The sequence below is a fragment of the Rhodococcus sp. 27YEA6 genome (genome assembly GCF_044908235.1).
GTDB classification, from domain to species: Bacteria; Actinomycetota; Actinomycetes; order Mycobacteriales; family Mycobacteriaceae; genus Rhodococcus_F; species Rhodococcus_F qingshengii.
This window is the reverse complement of record NZ_JBIYCY010000006.1, coordinates 244,302-260,573: the sequence shown is the minus strand read 5'-3', so window position 1 is coordinate 260,573 and position 16,272 is coordinate 244,302. Positions and strand designations below refer to the sequence as shown.

The 16,272-nt window shown below is 63.0% G+C and carries 15 protein-coding genes; 5 read left to right on the top strand and 10 right to left on the bottom strand.

The genetic code is table 11. The features are described from left to right. Positions 1-58: 58 nt before the first annotated feature. Together ABH939_RS18555 and ABH939_RS18550 are read right to left on the bottom strand one after the other, a co-directional pair. A complete protein-coding gene (locus tag ABH939_RS18555) occupies positions 59-1,075 on the bottom strand; it encodes an alpha/beta hydrolase family protein (protein WP_003941485.1) in 1,017 nt (338 codons plus the stop codon). A gap of 255 nt (positions 1,076-1,330) precedes the next feature. Continuing rightward, positions 1,331-2,380 carry an alpha/beta hydrolase family protein gene (locus ABH939_RS18550; RefSeq protein WP_021343370.1) on the bottom strand — a complete coding sequence of 350 codons (1,050 nt, stop codon included), beginning with the start codon at positions 2,378-2,380 and terminating at the stop codon, positions 1,331-1,333. 233 nt (positions 2,381-2,613) lie between these two features. Here ABH939_RS18550 and ABH939_RS18545 point away from each other — a divergent pair, with 233 nt between their 5' ends. From ABH939_RS18545 to ABH939_RS18535, 3 genes are all read left to right on the top strand, one after another. Beyond that, the gene (locus ABH939_RS18545; protein ID WP_285181723.1) at positions 2,614-3,600 is read left to right on the top strand and encodes a dipeptidase; all 987 of its coding nucleotides are present in this window, start codon (positions 2,614-2,616) and stop codon (positions 3,598-3,600) included. Between the two features lie 49 nt (positions 3,601-3,649). Further along, positions 3,650-5,053 carry a dihydrolipoyl dehydrogenase gene (gene lpdA, locus ABH939_RS18540; protein WP_003941477.1) on the top strand — a complete coding sequence of 468 codons (1,404 nt, stop codon included), beginning with the start codon at positions 3,650-3,652 and terminating at the stop codon, positions 5,051-5,053. A 183-nt stretch (positions 5,054-5,236) separates the two neighbouring features. After that, positions 5,237-6,229, top strand: a complete 993-nt coding sequence (locus ABH939_RS18535; RefSeq protein ID WP_378637962.1) for an iron-siderophore ABC transporter substrate-binding protein — start codon at positions 5,237-5,239, stop codon at positions 6,227-6,229. Here the strand turns inward: ABH939_RS18535 and ABH939_RS18530 are convergent. Further along, positions 6,205-6,654, bottom strand: a complete 450-nt coding sequence (locus ABH939_RS18530; RefSeq protein WP_007735410.1) for a helix-turn-helix domain-containing protein — start codon at positions 6,652-6,654, stop codon at positions 6,205-6,207. The genes ABH939_RS18535 and ABH939_RS18530 overlap by 25 nt on opposite strands. Positions 6,655-6,772: 118 nt before the next feature. Here ABH939_RS18530 and ABH939_RS18525 point away from each other — a divergent pair, with 118 nt between their 5' ends. Then, complete coding sequence (locus ABH939_RS18525) at positions 6,773-7,624, top strand: SDR family oxidoreductase (protein WP_404649933.1); 852 nt, start codon at positions 6,773-6,775, stop codon at positions 7,622-7,624. A 51-nt stretch (positions 7,625-7,675) separates the two neighbouring features. Here ABH939_RS18525 and ABH939_RS18520 read toward each other — a convergent pair whose 3' ends face one another. Further along, positions 7,676-9,277, bottom strand: coding sequence for an MFS transporter (locus tag ABH939_RS18520; RefSeq protein WP_064074219.1), 1,602 nt, complete (start codon positions 9,275-9,277; stop codon positions 7,676-7,678). 68 nt (positions 9,278-9,345) lie between these two features. On the opposite strand from ABH939_RS18520, the gene ABH939_RS18515 reads away from it, so the two are divergent. After that, positions 9,346-9,921, top strand: coding sequence for a TetR family transcriptional regulator (locus ABH939_RS18515; protein WP_003941498.1), 576 nt, complete (start codon positions 9,346-9,348; stop codon positions 9,919-9,921). Positions 9,922-9,924: 3 nt separating this feature from the next. Here the strand turns inward: ABH939_RS18515 and atzF are convergent, their stop codons facing one another. From atzF to ABH939_RS18485, 6 genes are all read right to left on the bottom strand, one after another. After that, complete coding sequence (gene atzF, locus ABH939_RS18510) at positions 9,925-11,634, bottom strand: allophanate hydrolase (RefSeq protein ID WP_404649932.1); 1,710 nt, start codon at positions 11,632-11,634, stop codon at positions 9,925-9,927. Positions 11,635-11,651: 17 nt separating this feature from the next. After that, positions 11,652-12,353 carry a GntR family transcriptional regulator gene (locus ABH939_RS18505; protein WP_075832604.1) on the bottom strand — a complete coding sequence of 234 codons (702 nt, stop codon included), beginning with the start codon at positions 12,351-12,353 and terminating at the stop codon, positions 11,652-11,654. Positions 12,354-12,429: 76 nt separating this feature from the next. Further along, complete coding sequence (locus tag ABH939_RS18500; RefSeq protein ID WP_404649931.1) at positions 12,430-12,963, bottom strand: carboxymuconolactone decarboxylase family protein; 534 nt, start codon at positions 12,961-12,963, stop codon at positions 12,430-12,432. Continuing rightward, positions 12,960-13,766 (bottom strand): SDR family NAD(P)-dependent oxidoreductase, encoded by an 807-nt coding sequence (locus ABH939_RS18495; RefSeq protein ID WP_404649930.1) that lies wholly within the window; start codon positions 13,764-13,766, stop codon positions 12,960-12,962. The genes ABH939_RS18500 and ABH939_RS18495 overlap by 4 nt, the downstream gene beginning before the upstream one ends. Before the next feature lie 96 nt (positions 13,767-13,862). After that, entirely contained in the window at positions 13,863-15,059 is a 1,197-nt protein-coding gene (locus ABH939_RS18490) for an MFS transporter (protein ID WP_075832608.1), read from the bottom strand. 9 nt (positions 15,060-15,068) lie between these two features. Beyond that, positions 15,069-16,058, bottom strand: coding sequence for an LLM class flavin-dependent oxidoreductase (locus ABH939_RS18485; RefSeq protein ID WP_039973481.1), 990 nt, complete (start codon positions 16,056-16,058; stop codon positions 15,069-15,071). Positions 16,059-16,272 lie beyond the last annotated feature (214 nt).

The window sequence follows — 16,272 nt, the reverse complement described above, 5'->3', positions numbered from 1 at the left end:
ACAGCACTCGACCCCGCTCCCGAAACACTGGAGCGGGGTCGAGTGAGAACGAATCGGGTCAGACGCCCAGGGAGTGAGCGAGCATCGGCCAGGAGTTGTGGAGATCGTCCTGCCAGTAGCCCCACGAGTGGGTGCCGGTCGGCTTGAAGTCGAAGGTGGCCGGGATCTTCAGATCGCTCAGGCGGTAGGCGAGGTTGTGGGTGCAGTAGTTGACCGCTGCCTCGATGACGCCGCCGACGATCGCCTGGTTGGCGAGCGCACCGACCTGACCGTTGATCGCGGGATTGGCGAGAGTGTCGTGTGGGCCGGGGAGTCCGGAGCCGGTGGAGACGTAGAGTTCGGTGCCGCGGAGCTTCTCGGCGTTGAGGACCGGATCGTTGTCCTTCCAGCCCTGACCGTCGAGCGGGCCCCACATGTTGGTGATGTCAGCTCCACCGCGGGTACCTGTGACAAGTTCGATCGCACTCTGACCGACGGGGGTGCTGGTCTCAGCGCATCCGCTGTACGCCCCGACTCCCTTGTAGAGGCCGGGAGCCGCGATGGCGAGGTTGAGGACCGAGGTCGCGGTCATGGAGATCGCGGAGATCGACTGGACCTTGTTGGTGTTGAACTCGGCGTCGATGACGGGCGGGAGTTCCTTGGTGAGGAACGTCTGCCACTTCTGGCGACCGAGAACCGGATCGTCGTTCACCCAGTCGGTGTAATAGCTGAACGCGCCTTCGAGTGGAGTGACGACGTTGACGTTCTTGTCCTGGAAGAAGTTCATGACGTCGGTCTTGCGTTGCCAGGTCGCCGAGTCTTCGCCGCCGCCTGCACCGTTGAGCAGGTAGAGCGTCGGGCGGGGTTCGCTGCCATCTGCGGGGAGGATGACCTCGAGCGGGATGTTGCGATCCATCGCCGGGGAGAAGACCGAGATGGTGACCTTGCGGTCGCCGGTCTTGGTGTTGCTCACGACGTGCGATCCGGACGTGTCACCGCCCGCAGAAGCTGTCGCCGGACTGATCAGCATCGGCAGCACCGTGGCCACTGCGAGAGCTGCGATCACACTGCCACGCTTGAAAATTCGAGCACGCATACGTTCGGATCCTCCACCTGAATGTCTTCGGATCCGGAACGGATCGAAGTGCCTGTGAGCCCTTACTGGAACAGGTTCACTTTTTGTTATGTGTCAGTAAAGCAGAGCGGGCGCAGAAAGTGACGCGATTCGATTGCCTGACAATTGAATTGGCCCCGGAACTAACCCCCGAATTAACCCCCGAATCGGCCCAGACAAGCACTCGACCCCGCTCCCGGAAGTGCAGGGAGCGGGGTCGAGTCGGAACGATTTCGGTCAGATACCCATCGAACGAGCGAGCATCGGCCAGGAGTTGTGGAGATCGTCTTCCCAGTAGCCCCACGAGTGGGTGCCGGTCGGCTTGAAGTCGAAGGTGGCCGGGATCTTGAGATCGTTGAGGCGGTAGGCGAGGTTGTGGGTGCAGTAGTTGACTGCTGCCTCGATGACGCCGCCGACGATCACCTGGTTGGCGAGTGTGCCGACCTGTCCGTTGATCGCCTCGTTGTTCAGGGTGTCGTGCGGGCCGGGGAGTCCGGATCCGGTGGAGATGAAGAGCTCGGTGCCGCGGAGCTTCTCGGCGTTGACGACGGGGTCGTTGTCGATCCAGCCCTGGCCGTCGAGGGGGCCCCACATGTTGGTCACGTCAGCGTCGCCGCGCATGCCCACAACCAGTTCGATGGAGGACTGGCCGACCGGTGTGCTGGTCTCGGCGCATCCGCTGTATGCACCGACGCCCTTGTAGAGGCCCGGAGCTGCGATGGCGAGGTTGAGGACCGAGGTCGCGGTCATCGAGATCGCGGAGATCGACTGGACGCCGTTGGTGTTGAACTCGGCGTCGATGACGGGCGGGAGTTCCTGGGTCAGGAACGTCTGCCACTTCTGACGGCCGAGGGACGGGTCGTCGTTCACCCAGTCGGTGTAGTAGCTGAATGCACCTTCGAGCGGGGTGACGACGTTGACGTTCTTGTCAGCGAAGAACTCGTTGACGTCGGTCTGACGCTGCCACGTCGCCCGGTCTTCGCCGCCGCCTGCACCGTTGAGCAGGTAGAGGGTCGGGCGGGGTTCGCTGCCGTCTGCCGGGAGGATGACCTCGAGCGGAATGTCGCGTCCCATGGAAGGTGAGTACACCTTGATGGTGGCGATGCGCCCGTTGTCCGTGCGGCTCGAGAGCTTGGAACCCGTTGTGTTTGCCTTGGCAACAGTTGCCGTGGTGGTCGACGGATCTCCGCCTGCGGACGACACTGCAGGGCTGATCAGCATCGGCAGCACGGATACTGCGGCTACAGCGGCGACCAGACGGCCACGCTTGAAAGTGCGAGCACGCATACGTTCAGAAACCTCCACCTAAAATTCCTTCGAATCCGCCCAGGAGTGAACGGTCCTTTGTTGCTGTTCCCGTACGGGAATTCATGCTGGGTACATGCTCTGTCGATAGGTACAGGGCGTGTGAGTCTTGTAAGTTCTACCGCATCGGTGCGTTATCCGCCAGTGAACCAGAGATTTGCTGAACGTACGACCAGTTTCAGGTGAATTTCCCTGATCATCGACGGGATTAGTGAGTGAACCGGACATATCCACTATGGGAACAACATTGTTGCCTACCTCTGCAGTCGAACGCGTCTGTCGAAGATCTTCTCCGATATCAGCGCCCAGCGGGGAGTTACGTTTCGGTGAACGTCGGTTACTCGCCGCAGACTCGCGCGGACTCGACGGCAATCGCCAAGAGTTTCGCGTGGCAGGCGCGGGTCGAGTTCCCGGAGATCACCCCTGTCTTCACCGTCGACGGCGTCGTCGAGATTCAGGAGTCCGGCGGAATCGCCCTGGCCTTCGACCTGGAGGACTCGAATCCGCTGGAGGGAGACCTGGCCAACGTCTCGTACTTCTACGACCTCGGAGTCCGCTCGATGTTGCCGACGTATAACTACATGAACGCTGCCGGCTGCGGCTGCTTGGACCTGGCGGACACGGGGTTGAGTGGATACGGCCGTGACCTGGTTGCCGAGATGAATCGCGTCGGAATGACGGTCGACGGCTCACATTGTTCTGTACAGACGGGGTTGGACATCTCAGCTATCACCCAGCGAGCAATGATCTACAGCCACTCGAACCTCCGAAGGTTGTGGGAGCATCCGCGCAACATCACCGACGATCAGGCCAGAGCGTGTGCGGAGACCGGCGGCGTCGTCGGGATCAACGGCGTGGGCATATTCCTCGGCGTCAACGGACCGGATGACGACCAGGCTCGGCTGTCCGCGATGGCCGACCACATCGAAGAGGCTGTGGGACTCGTCGGCATCGATCATGTCGGGATCGGCTCCGACTTCTCATTCGACGCCGACGACTTCCGCGAAGAGATCGAGCAGAACCCGTCGTCGTTCTCCGAGGCGTACACCGCGTGGGGGCCACTGCAGTGGACTCCTCCGGAGGACGTGCTGACACTTGATCAGGTATTGCGTGAGCGGGGCTTCGACGAGCCGTCGATCGAGGCCGTGTACGGCGGAAATTTCGCCCGAGTTGCCCGAGAAGTGTGGGCTACCGACGGGTAATACGACCATCTGGGGACAGCGAAACGATGCAGGACTACCCTGGTGAATCGTGACCTCACACTATGACGTCGTTGTCCTCGGAGCCGGCCCCGGTGGGTACGTCGCTGCTATCCGCGCGGCACAACTGGGCCTGAGCACCGCCATCATCGAGCAGAAGTACTGGGGCGGTGTATGCCTGAATGTCGGCTGCATTCCGTCCAAGGCGCTTCTCCGTAACGCCGAACTCGCGCACATCTTCACGAAAGAAGCGAAGACGTTCGGCATGTCCGGAGACGTGTCCTTCGATTTCGGCTCCGCTTTCGATCGCAGCCGCAAGGTCGCGGACGGGCGAGTCAAGGGCATTCACTTCTTGATGAAGAAGAACAAGATCCCGGAGTACGACGGCAAGGGCACGTTCGTCGACGCCAACACCATCAGCGTGGAGCTGAGCAAGGGTGGCACCGAGACGATCACGTTCGACAACGCCATCATCGCGACCGGTTCGTACACCAAGCTGCTGCCCGGTACCTCGCTGAGCGAGAACGTCGTGACCTACGAAGAGCAGATCCTCACCCGTGACCTTCCGGGTTCGATCCTCATCGTCGGTGCCGGCGCGATCGGCATGGAGTTCGGTTACGTCCTCAAGAACTACGGCGTCGACGTTACGATCGTCGAGTTCCTCGATCGGGCACTGCCCAACGAGGACGCCGACGTCTCGAAGGAAATCGCCAAGCAGTACAAGAAGCTCGGCGTCACCATCAAGACCGGTGCCGCTGTGCAGTCCATCAGCGACGACGGCAGCAAGGTCACCGTCTCGATCAAGGACAACAAGTCCGGCGAGATCGAGACCGTGGTCGTCGACAAGGTTCTGCAGTCCGTCGGCTTCGCACCGCGCGTGGAGGGCTTCGGTCTCGAGAACACCGGTGTCGCGTTGACCGATCGCGGCGCCATCGCGATCGACGACTACATGCGCACCAACGTCCCGCACATCTTCGCCATCGGTGACGTCACCGCCAAACTGCAGCTCGCGCACGTCGCGGAAGCTCAGGCTGTCGTCGCTGCCGAGACCATCGGCGGCGCGGAGACGCAGACACTCGGTGACTACCGGATGATGCCGCGTGCGACGTTCTGCCAGCCGCAGGTCGCCTCGTTCGGTTTGACCGAGGAGCAGGCCAAGGCCGAGGGCTACGACGTCAAGGTCGCGAACTTCCCGTTCGCTGCCAACGGCAAGGCACACGGTCTCGGTGACCCGACCGGTTTCGTCAAGCTGATCGCCGACAAGAAGTACGGCGAACTGCTCGGCGGGCACCTCATCGGACCGGACGTTTCGGAACTGCTGCCCGAGCTGACCTTGGCCCAGAAGTGGGACCTCACGGTCAACGAGTTGGCACGCAACGTCCACACCCACCCCACGCTCAGTGAGGCACTGCAGGAAGCGATCCACGGCCTCGCCGGCCACATGATCAACTTCTGACGGCAGGGCCTTCGGCCCCGTGCGCCTTTTCGGTAGTTCGCACTACCGGAAAGGCACACGGGGTTTTTCGTCTTTTGTGTCGAGTTGTGTTGCGAAACCGCCATCTGAGGCCTTCGAGTCGGGGTGTAGGCGCGCAACGCATTAGCGTCCCGAGTCGAACATCCGGCTTTCGAAGGACCACTCATGAAAACTCGTTCCGTACTGCTCGCGGCTTGCGTCGCGCTGACGCTCTCCGCCTGTGGAACCTCAGGTGACTCCGGATCGGACGCCGAAGCTTCGGGTGCCGCCGAGGCGGGGGCGTTCCCCGTGACCGTCGACCACGCCTACGGTTCGACGACGATCGACGCGGAGCCTATGCGCATCGTGACCATCGGATGGAGTGGCCAGGATTCGGTGATCGCACTGAACAAGGTTCCGGTCGCCATGGAGAGCTTCTCCGGCGACGGCATCGAGAACAACATCCTGCCCTGGGATGCTTCGCGTCTGAACGGTGCAAAGCCTGTTCTCATGACGACCAATCCCGATATCCCGTTCGAGCAGATCCTCGGGCTCGATCCCGACGTGATCCTCGCCGTCTACTCCGGCATCGACGAGGGCGAGTACAAGCGCCTCAGTGACATCGCGCCGACCGTCGCGTTCCCCGACCAGCCGTGGGATACCGCGTGGGACAAGCAGATGAGCATGATCGGTGCAGCGCTCGGACAGCCGGAGCAGGCTCAGACGCTGATCGACGAGACCGGGGCGTACTTCGAGAAGCAAGCCGCTGATCACCCACAGTTCCAGGGCAAAACCGCAACGTATGCAATGCGCACCGACGAGGGCCTGATCGTCTTCTGCGGCACCGACCCGCGGATCCGTCTTCTCGGCCAGCTCGGGGTGAAGACCTCGCCCGGTGTCGACGCAGTGTGCACTTCCGGCGACAGTTCGGTGTCCGTGGGCATGGAATCCATCGACACACTCGACGCCGACGTCTTCATTCTCGTCGACGCCGACGGCACCAACCTGGACAAGCTGATGTCCTTCGGTCCGTTCGCGAACATGACCTCGGTGTCGAACGGCCGTCTGGTTCGTCTGGTCGGAATGGACTACGCGATGGCTACGTCCGCTCCGACGGTGCTGAGCGTTCCCTACGCATTCGACGAGTTCATCGCTCAGCTCTCGGACAAGTTGAGCTGATTCCGGGCGTCGTACGACGCTTGTGACGCAACGATTTTCGGCACCTGCGATTCGAGTAGTTCGATCAGGGCCGTGATCTTTGCGGCGACGTCGGCGCCGAGTTCGGTCAGGCTGTATTCCACTTTGGGCGGGATGGTTTCGAGTACCTCACGGTGCACGAGGCCATCCCGCTCGAGTGTTTGCAGGGTCTGTGAGAGCATGCGCTCGCTGACTCCGTCGACGCGTCGGCGCAGGGCACTGAACCGGTACGGGCCCTCGTTCAATGCCGCCAGCGCGAGTGCGCCCCAGCGTCCGGTTGCATTCTGCAATGCCGCCCGAGAGTTGCATCCGCGAGCGAAGACGTCAGCCTCGAGGGTTGGGTCCACGACGTCGGCATTCGGATCAGGAGTCTGGGCAGCACGTGAAGGTGAGTCGGTGCTGGTCATGAACCCAGGCTACTACTGCACGATCCGATAGCGCTAACTCGCCGTGTTGCACTTACGAAAAATAAGTGCATGATGGTTGCAGAACGCATTTACGCTTCAACCTGGATCGGGAGTTCGCATGAGCATTGCAGTCACCGGCGCAACCGGAAACCTCGGACAACTGGTAGTCGAGTCGTTGATCGAGCGGGGAACCGCCGCGTCCGACATCGTCGCAGTGGTCCGCAATCCACAGAAGGCGGAAAGCCTCGCCGCCCGCGGAGTAGTTGTACGCCAAGCGGACTACGCCGATGCCTCGGCGTTGGAAACCGCATTGGCGGGCGTCGACAAGCTGGTGCTGATCTCGGGAAGTGAAGTGGGGTCACGGCTCGCGCAACACACCAACATCATCGACGCGGCGAAGGCTGCCGGCGTCGGATTCATCGCCTACACGAGCATCTTGAATGCTCAGGACACGCCGATGAAGCTTGCGGCCGAGCACAAAGCGACCGAGGACGTGCTCACTCGGAGCGGTATTCCGTTCGCGCTGTTGCGCAACGGTTGGTACTGGGAGAACTTCACCAACGACCTGGCCGGTGTGATCGAACGCGGCGCACTGGTCGGTGCGGGAGCGGAAGGCAAGATCGCGGCTGCGGCGCGTGCGGATTACGCCGACGCCGCAGCAGTAGTCGCGACCACCGATGGCCACGAAGGCGCAGTGTACGAGTTGGGCGGCGACGAGAGGCTCAGCTACGCCGAATTGGCCGCAAAGATCAGCGAATTCGCGGGCAAGCCCGTCGCGTACCAGTTCGTGGACGAGCAGGCATACGAAGGCATTCTCGAGAGCGTCGGACTGCCTGCACCGGTTGCGCAGATCCTCGCCGATTCCGATGCTGCAATTGCCAAGGGGGCGTTGGACACCGAGTCTGGCGACCTGCAGAAGTTGATCGGCCGCAGCAGCACTCCGGTGGCTGAGGTGTTGAGGAAGGCCTGACCTGCTGTGCGCCTTTATTAACCGCGGGCGGTTAATAAAGGCGCACAGGGGTTACCCCATGTGGACTGCACCCTCGGCGGGCAGATCACCCTTCTTGGCGCGGACCAGAACCAGCACTACCGGTGCGATGATCGCCAACAGGACTGCCGCCCAACCGAATGCGGCCGAGTATCCGGATACCTCGGCGCCGAAGAAGTAGTCCGTCATCGAGGCGACGAAGTCCTGCACCGGCTGGGGGAGTAGCGCCAATTGGTCACCAGTCGGGATGGTCGCGTTCGACATGTCGACAGGAATGCCTTCCGGCGGGATCGGCGCCGCGTTGTCGGCGGTGAAGGCCGACTTGGCCGAAGCGTAGATCGTGGTGAACAGTGCGGTTCCGAGTGCGCCGCCGATCTGCAGGGTGGCGTTGACCAGGGCACTGGCAGCGCCGGCGTCGTGGTCGGGGACACCGATCAGTGCGAGGTTCTGCATCGGCACCATCAGCAGACCCAGTCCGAAGCCGAAGATCGCGAGGCCGGGGAACACGTGCGTCCAGTAGGAGCTGTGTACCTCGATCTGGGTCAGCATGAGCAGTCCTACTGCTGCCACCAGCGGGCCGGCGACCATGAGCGGCTTGGGGCCGATCTTGGTGGACAACTGCGCTGCGATGGTCGACGCCAAGACGATGAAGAACGCCATCGGCAGCGATCCGACGCCGGCCATGACCGGGCTGAATCCGAGCACGATCTGCAGGTAGAACGTCAGGTACAACGTGCCGCCGAGCAGGGCGGCGCCCACCAGCATGGAGCCGATCAGAGCAGCGCCGCGATCACGATGCCACGGAACGCTCAGCGGTAGAAGCGGATTCTTGCTGCGGCTCTCGACGACCACGAAGATGGCGAGGAAGACCAGGCCCAGTGCGATGAACAGCAAAGTGTCCGCCTGACCCCAGCCGTGCTCGGCGCGTGTGAATCCGTAGACCAGTGAGCCGAGCCCCAGGGCGATGAGGACAGCGCCGGGAAGGTCGTAGCTCGTGTCGCCGTGCGCTTTGGTTTCCTTGACGATCGGGACGGCTGCAGCGATGGCTATCAGCGCGATCGGGATGTTGACGAGCAGGCACCAACGCCAGTCGACGTACTGCGTCAGCACTCCACCGAGGAGCAGGCCGATGGCAGCGCCACCGCCGGAGATCGCGCCGTAGACGGCAAAAGCCTTGGCGCGCTCCTTCTCTCCGATGAAGGTGGTGGTGAGCATCGACAGCGCAGCGGGCGCGAGCAGTGCTGCGAAGACGCCCTGGCCGGCGCGAGCGATGAACAGTTCGATACCGCTCTGCGCGATGCCGCCGATGCCGGAGGCAACCGCGAAGCCCGCCATGCCGACGATGAAGGATCGCTTTCGGCCCCAGTAGTCCGCGATACGTCCGCCGAGGAGCAGCAGCGCACCGAACGCCAAGGCGTACGACGTGACCACCCACGCGCGGTCAAGGTCGCTTATGCCCAGTTCCTCCTGGGCTGCCGGTAGGGCGATGGAGACGATGGTGCCGTCGAGCACCACCATGAGTTGAGCGAACGCGACGATGCAGAGCACCAGCCAGCGACGTTGATGATTCGGATTCTCGGAGACAGCCGGGATCGGTGGCAGAGTGCCGCCGTCGACGTGGGACGTGGTGGTCATTGGAAAAAGGTATTCCAGCCTTCTCGGGTGAGTCAAACGAAATAGTTCGTTCGGTTACCATCATCACTATGGCTCCCACTGACGTGACCGCGACGAAACAGCGAATCCTCGACGCTGCGCAAGAAGAATTCGGCACCTACGGGCTTGCCGGTGCGCGCATCGATCGGATTGCGAAGAACGGAAACGCCAGTAAGGAGCGCCTCTACGCCTATTTCGGTGACAAGGTCGCGTTGTTCCACGCGGTGCTCGACGTCGACTTCGAGCAGGCGATGGAATCCGTCGAGTTCACCGGTGAAGACATGCCCGCGCATGCCGTCGAACTGTTCGACGCAATGCTCGGCAAACCACAGATTCAACGGATGATGATCTGGGGTCAATTGCAGGGTGAGGCACCACGGATGAAGAAGCTGGCCGAGGAACATTCCAGCTGGGTTCCGCGAATGGCCACGATCCGCAAGGCTCAAGAAGACGGCCTCATCTCGAAGCACTGGGACCCCCAGGACCTGATCACGATGCTGTTCGGCCTCGTGTTCGGCTGGGTGGTGGCCCCCGGTGTGGCCGACAACCAGAACGTCGACGCCGACGAGATCGCGCGCCGCCGTGAAGTGGTGCGCGAGGCCGTCACTCGAATCTGCAAGCCGTGACTGTCAGCGAGAGAGGTACGCGGCCCAACCGCCGTAGTCGGTGATGTCAGCTGCGCCGTTTACGGCGTCATGAGTGCAGCTGAAACCGACTGTCGTTCTGCCGTCGGATAACTCGACGCTCGTGAGCGCCATCGGTGCAGGCAAGGCGGCGAGGAACGTTCCCAGCCCGGCCGGTGAGATTCGGAAGATCTCGCCGACGACCGGTGCGCCGAGTCCAGGGCCACGGCGTACCAGGCCGGGCTTCGGTGGCGTCGTGTCGAGAGCGAAGAGCCGGTAGGCATCCGAGGTCGTGACGGTTTCGACGTACCGCGCGCCGAGGTCGACCAACTGTGTGTTGAGGGGTTGCCCGCGCAGGTGAGCGCCGAATACTGCGAGGTCGATTCCGGTATCGACGAGGGTGGGTGAAGGCGCACCGCCGAGTCGCGCAGCGAGGTCGATGGCGATCTGGTCGTCGAAAGCGGGTACGACGAACATGACGCCGAACGGGTGATCTTCGGCAGTGCGGTGTCCGGGCGCCGCGACGGCCGCCATGTCGAGCAGGTTGCAGAAGTTGGTGAAAGTTCCCATCCGGCGGTTGATTCCGAACGGATCCTCGGTCACGGCGGCAATCGTCGGGTGTTCGGTGGTGGTGGGAAGCAGTAGGGCGTCGAACCCGGCGAGGAGTTCCCGGGCGGCAGCCTTGGCGCGGGTGAGAGCATCGAGATCGTCGACTAGCTGGTATCCGGTGGGGTGCTTCGCACCGAGCACGATGTCGGACACCGCGGGATCTGCTCCGGCAGGACGAGTTTCGAGGAACTCGCCGGCAGCGGCGTACCGCTGCGCCACCACGGCGCCGTCGTAGAGCAATCGGGCCGCGCCGAGCAGTCCGGATATGTCGACGGTCTCGGTCTCGGCGCCGCCGGCTACCAGAGCTGTCACAGTGTCCTGAAATGCTGCTGTATACGACGGGCTCAGTTGAGCGAGATCCTCGATTCGGGGGACGCCGACGCGGGGATTCGGCGCCGCCGCGAGACGAACGTCGGAAGGCCAGACGCGGCTGCGGGGATCCCGAGGTTCGTGGCCGATCATGATTGCCGCTGCCGCGGTTGCCGATTCGAGGTCGTCGGCAAATACCGTCAGAGCGTCGTAGTCGACGCAGGCGGGCACTACTCCGTGGGCGGGGATGACGCCGAGCGAGAGCTTGAGTCCGTAGATCCCGTGGAACGCTGCCGGCACCCGGCCCGAACCGGCAGTGTCGGTGCCGATTCCGATGTCTGCAATTCCCAGCGCGACAGCGACGGCGGATCCGGAGCTACTACCGCCCGAGATCAACTCTTCGTCCCAGGCGCAGCGAACGGCTCCGTACGGACTGCGCGTTCCGACCAGTCCGGTGGCGAACTGGTCCAGATTGGTCTTCCCCAGAACAACAGCCCCGTGCTCGATCAACCGCGCAACGGCACTGGCGGTTTCGTCCGGCGAATACGCGAATTCGGGGCACGCCGCTGTGGTCGGCAGACCGGCGACGTCGACGTTGTCCTTGACGGCGACCAGACGCCCAGCCAGAGGAAGATGCTCGCCCGTGGCGATTCTGGCTTCGACCGAAGCGGCATCGGCAAGCACATCTTCCCTGCGGCGCAACGTGATCCAGACTTCGGGGCGATCTACTTCCTCGATCCGCTGGAATGCCTGCTCGACCCGGGCTGTCGGGGTGAAAACTTCTGCCGCGATGGTCATGGTGTGTACTGCTCCGATCAGTCCGTGATGTTGGCGAGTGAGAGCGCGGTGATCGCGCGGGTCACCCGGTCGAGGACGACGTCGAGAGACTCGCCGATGTGCTGGTGCAAAAGCGTGCGGGCCTCGGGCAGATTGCCGGCACGTAGTTCTTCGAGGATTCGAATGTGCTCCGCGATCGAGGTGTCGATGCGGCCGTTGACCATGAAGTCGTACATCCGAACGTGCCGGATACGGGAATTCACCGACAGCAGCGACGCGACCAGTTCATTGTTTCCCGACGCCCTCAGTACGGCGACGTGGAATTCCTCGTCCAGTTCGACGAACCCCGGTTCCTGAGCGGGCGGATCGAGAGCCAGGGCACGCCACCGCACCAATTCGTCGTCGAGGATTGTTCGGTCGTGCCGGATCGTCGGATCTGCGATCGCCCGGGTAATTCCTTGTAGTTCCAGCGTGATTCGGAGTTCATACAGATCTCGGATCCGCGGGATACTCGGGCGCACGGCGGAGAACCCGTACTCTTCCCGGCGCAGGAGTCCATCGGCGCACAGCATCGTCAACGCTTCCCGTACTGGTGTGCGAGAAATGCCGAAACGCGTGGAGAGTTTCGGTTCCGTCAGGCGCTGATCGAACCTGATAGTCCCGTTGACCAGTTCGGTGCGTAGTTCCCGGTAGACCACCTCACGCAGTGGCTCCGGCGCCGTATTCATCCCTGTCGACATACCTGTATACGCTATTGATCAGGTGTTTCGTCCAGATGTCTTCGGGTTAGAGCTGAGTTACGGCCTCCGCGGAACTTCAGGAGAAGTCGCGCTGAACCCGCAAGGTTCCGATCGTGGTGGCCAGGCCGTCGTACTGGGTGACCAACAAGGTGAATTCGATCAACCGACGATCGTCGAGATGCTGCGAGAGCGTTCCCCACGTGTCGTCGGTGACGTCCTTGGTGGTGACCAACTCGTCGACCGCAGTCAAGATCGCACGGTGACGCGGACTCAACTCGGAAGCGCCAGGGCCCTCGATGATTCGGGCCAGTTCTTCTGCGTCGATTCCGGCTTTGCGGCCGAGCCTGATGTGGTGATCCATCTCGTAACCGCAGTCCCGCAGGTGCGCGACCCGCAGGATGATCAGTTCGGTGTCGTGGCGAGAGATCTTGCCGCCGGGCATGAGTGAGCCGGAGTAGTGCAGCCAACCGCGGAAGAGTCCACCCGTGCGCCCCAAGGTGCTGAACAGATGCGCATCGGGTGCTCCGGCAACCTTCGACAGGACACGCCAGATTCCCCAGTTGATCGGACCGAGGTCCTTGAATCGGCCGGGCGGGATGCGGGGGTTCATGCGACTCCACGGATGTGAGAGGGACGGAGGTCGATAGCTCGTTGCGCGATGTGGCGAACCGCGGCGCTGCGGCGGGGCGCGTGTACGCGTGACTTCCGGCCGACGATACCGCGCTCGAACGCGTCGACGGCGTCAGCGACGGTCGTGGTGCCGACGCTGGCGAGGGTTCCGCGTGCTCCGTCGAACGACAGTGCGGTGGTATCGGTGTCGATGTCGCCGATATACGCGACGCCCACCTTGGTGCCGAGGTGTTTCATTTCCAAGCGCAACGCGTCACCCAAGGCTTCGACGCCGGCGCGCGAAGCACCGAACGGTCCGCGAAACGGATGCTTGGCGGCGCCGTGAGCCGAGGCGACCACCAGGGCGTAACCGTTTTCGTGACTGATGTGCGGACCGGCTGCGCGCAGGGTGTAGTACGTGCCCATGAGGTTGACTTCGACGGCGCGGCGCATGTCCGCAGGGTCGCCGCCGAGGATCGACGAGTTCGCCTCGACACCGGCATTGGCGACGACGACGTCGATGCCTCCCAGCTTCTGAGCGATGTAGTCGACGCCGCGAGATACCTGCTCGAGGTCGGCGACGTCGCACAACTGCCACGGCGCGCGGCCGCAGGAAGTGGCGACTTGCTCGAGAAGTTCCGGCTCGAGGCCGAGCAGTCCCACGGACGCACCACGGTCGTACAGGCGTCTGGCCAGCGAAGAACCGATATTGCGGGCAGCGCCGGTGATCAGGATGCGCCGACCCGTCAGGTCGTCCGCACTACTCTTGGCCGATTCGGCCTTGCCCGCCTCGCTCTTGCCCATTGCTGTGTCCCTACGCAGTGACCTTCTGGTCCTCCGACGCTAACACCGCCGGGTAGCTGCGACTGCAAGTACCGCCAACTCCGTCCGAACGGGTGTTCAGACCGATGCGGCTTCGAGACGCGGATGTGACGAGGAAGCCTGGGTCGACCGCAATCGACGGAATCGGACCACGGCAACGACGGCGGCAACAGCGGCGAGGATCACCAACGGCAGCGACGGACCCATCGTGGGTTCGATGACAACCAGTAGCACCGGCAGTCCGAATCCGAGATAGGTGCCGACGTAGAAGATCCCGGTCAGGGCGCCCCGCGAGGCGGGGGGAGCCAGCGACTCGAGGTCGAGCAGTCCCTCGCGTAGACACAGCCCGTAGGCCGTACCGAGGACGAGCGCGCAGACGATGAACAACCCGAGCGCGGGGTGCGCGCCGCCGACGGCGACCAGGCAGTATCCGAGCGCCGCCAGTGCGGCGCCGACCGTGCCGGCCTGAGGACCCCAATTGCGATGGCGCGCAGCGGTTTGAACCAGGATTCCAGCACCCAGAGTCAGCGCCGCCGCGAAACCCGGAAGGAGAGGACCTGAGTAGCGGTCCCCGAGCCTGGCCGTCATGGTCACGAAAGACACTGTTGCGCTGGCGAACACCCATGGCGCCAACGGAAGTGCCCAGAGCAGTGCGACCTTCACACCGGTTCCCGACCGCTCTGCGCGGTCGGGAATCTGTGTGAACATTGCAGCTTTGGTGGGAGCAGGTGTACGACTCCACACAGCTGCCGCGGTAACCGAACCCACCGACAAGACGGCCGAGACGACAAAGGGCGTAGCGAGTGGGAAGGCGGCAAATTGTGCCAACAGACCCGAAAATAGTGGTCCCAGTGCAAAACCCGAGGTGAGTACTACGCCCGCCATCACGGTTCCGGACTTGCCGCGAAGGTCAGCCGCCCACGCGGTGCCGGCGCCGATTGCCAGACCGGCACCGATACCGACAACGAGGCGCCCGACCATGAGCCCGGGCGCGTCGTGCCAGAGAAGAAGAATCAAGGTTCCGAGCGAGGCTATGAGCGCTCCGGGCAGGACGACTACAGCTCGGCCGACGCGATCCGACAGTGCTCCACCGGTTAACAGGCCGGGTAGGAGTCCGAGCGCGTAGATACCGAAAACACCGTCGAGCACGGTATGCGAAAGACCCTCGTCCACCCGGAGAACCGGGATGAGCGAAGCAAAGTGGTTGGCGGCCCAACCCGTCGAAAGTAGAACTGCCAGTACCGAGATGAACCCGCGACGGGATGGATCGCCCATACCGGCAGCTTAGGCGGGTACCAGATCGCTCACGTCGGCGAGGAGTTCGAACGTGCGCAACCAAGCCTCGCGGTTGGTGCCGGTCGACACCGTGATCAGCTCGTCGGCCTGTGCATGCTCGGTGAACTCGTCGAGGTAGGCGCGGACCTCCGTGGGCGTGCCGATGGCGCTGTACTTGGTCATCTGCAGAACCTGCTGACCCGCGGGGGAGTCGAGCAGCATGTCCGCTTCGTCGTCCGTGAACTTGCGTCCGCGTCCGAGAAGAAGGCTGACGCGCGAACGCTTGGCCGCGAGGAAGTCCTGCTGAGCCTGCTCATGGGTGTCGGCGGCGATGACGTTGACGCCCGCGATGACGTACGGCTCCGCCAACTGCTCCGACGGCTTGAACTCGCGTCGATAGATCGCGACGGCGTCGCGCAGGGCGTTGGGGGCGAAGTGCGAGGCAAATGCATACGGCAGGCCGAGCATCGCGGCGAGCTTGGCTCCGAACAGTGACGATCCGAGAATGTAGAGCGGAACGTGAGTGCCCTTACCGGGAACGGCATTGATTCCGGGGACGCGCGAAGTGTCGCCGAGGTAGCCCTGAAGCTCGAGTACGTCCTGCGGGAAGCTGTCCGAAGAACTCGGGTCGCGTCGCAAAGCCTGCATGGTCTTCTGATCACTACCGGGCGCGCGACCGAGACCGAGATCGATGCGACCCGGGTGCAGAGTCTCGAGGGTGCCGAACTGCTCGGCGATCGTCAGCGGCGCGTGGTTGGGCAGCATGATTCCACCGGCGCCGAGGCGGATTTTGCTGGTGTGCGCGGCGACGTGGCTGATCAGAACGCTGGTGGCCGAAGACGCGATGGAACCCATGTTGTGGTGCTCGGCATACCAGATTCGCTTGTAACCCCACTCCTCGGCACGCTGCGCCAAGGTCACGCTGGCGTCGAAGCTGTCTTTGGCGGTTTCGTTGTCGCCGATGTGGGCGAGATCGAGGATGGAAAGTGGGACGGCCATGAATGTGGTGCCTTTCTCAGCGAATAGAACGCAAACGTCGTTGGAAGGTGCAACCATCTGGCCGGCTTTCCTATTTCCGCCTGGTCAGCGCCCACGGATGGTGGCGAGGCGGACAAGGCGTGAAGTTCTTGTCTCGACTTCGGTCATTTCGGATATTTCGGATGAAATTGGGGGCTAGATTTCCCGAATCGGAGGTTCTTTCGCATTCCAAGTG

Bases quoted from the DNA above. Each gene is read 5' to 3' on its own strand.
- ABH939_RS18555 (WP_003941485.1), bottom strand. From the start codon at position 1,075: ATGCGTGCTCGAATTTTCAAGCGTGGCAGTGTGATCGCAGCTCTCGCA.
- ABH939_RS18550 (WP_021343370.1), bottom strand. From the start codon at position 2,380: ATGCGTGCTCGCACTTTCAAGCGTGGCCGTCTGGTCGCCGCTGTAGCC.
- ABH939_RS18535 (WP_378637962.1), top strand. From the start codon at position 5,237: ATGAAAACTCGTTCCGTACTGCTCGCGGCTTGCGTCGCGCTGACGCTC.
- ABH939_RS18530 (WP_007735410.1), bottom strand. From the start codon at position 6,654: ATGACCAGCACCGACTCACCTTCACGTGCTGCCCAGACTCCTGATCCG.
- ABH939_RS18525 (WP_404649933.1), top strand. From the start codon at position 6,773: ATGAGCATTGCAGTCACCGGCGCAACCGGAAACCTCGGACAACTGGTA.
- ABH939_RS18520 (WP_064074219.1), bottom strand. From the start codon at position 9,277: ATGACCACCACGTCCCACGTCGACGGCGGCACTCTGCCACCGATCCCG.
- ABH939_RS18515 (WP_003941498.1), top strand. From the start codon at position 9,346: ATGGCTCCCACTGACGTGACCGCGACGAAACAGCGAATCCTCGACGCT.
- atzF (WP_404649932.1), bottom strand. From the start codon at position 11,634: ATGACCATCGCGGCAGAAGTTTTCACCCCGACAGCCCGGGTCGAGCAG.
- ABH939_RS18505 (WP_075832604.1), bottom strand. From the start codon at position 12,353: ATGTCGACAGGGATGAATACGGCGCCGGAGCCACTGCGTGAGGTGGTC.
- ABH939_RS18500 (WP_404649931.1), bottom strand. From the start codon at position 12,963: ATGAACCCCCGCATCCCGCCCGGCCGATTCAAGGACCTCGGTCCGATC.
- ABH939_RS18495 (WP_404649930.1), bottom strand. From the start codon at position 13,766: ATGGGCAAGAGCGAGGCGGGCAAGGCCGAATCGGCCAAGAGTAGTGCG.
- ABH939_RS18490 (WP_075832608.1), bottom strand. From the start codon at position 15,059: ATGGGCGATCCATCCCGTCGCGGGTTCATCTCGGTACTGGCAGTTCTA.
- ABH939_RS18485 (WP_039973481.1), bottom strand. From the start codon at position 16,058: ATGGCCGTCCCACTTTCCATCCTCGATCTCGCCCACATCGGCGACAAC.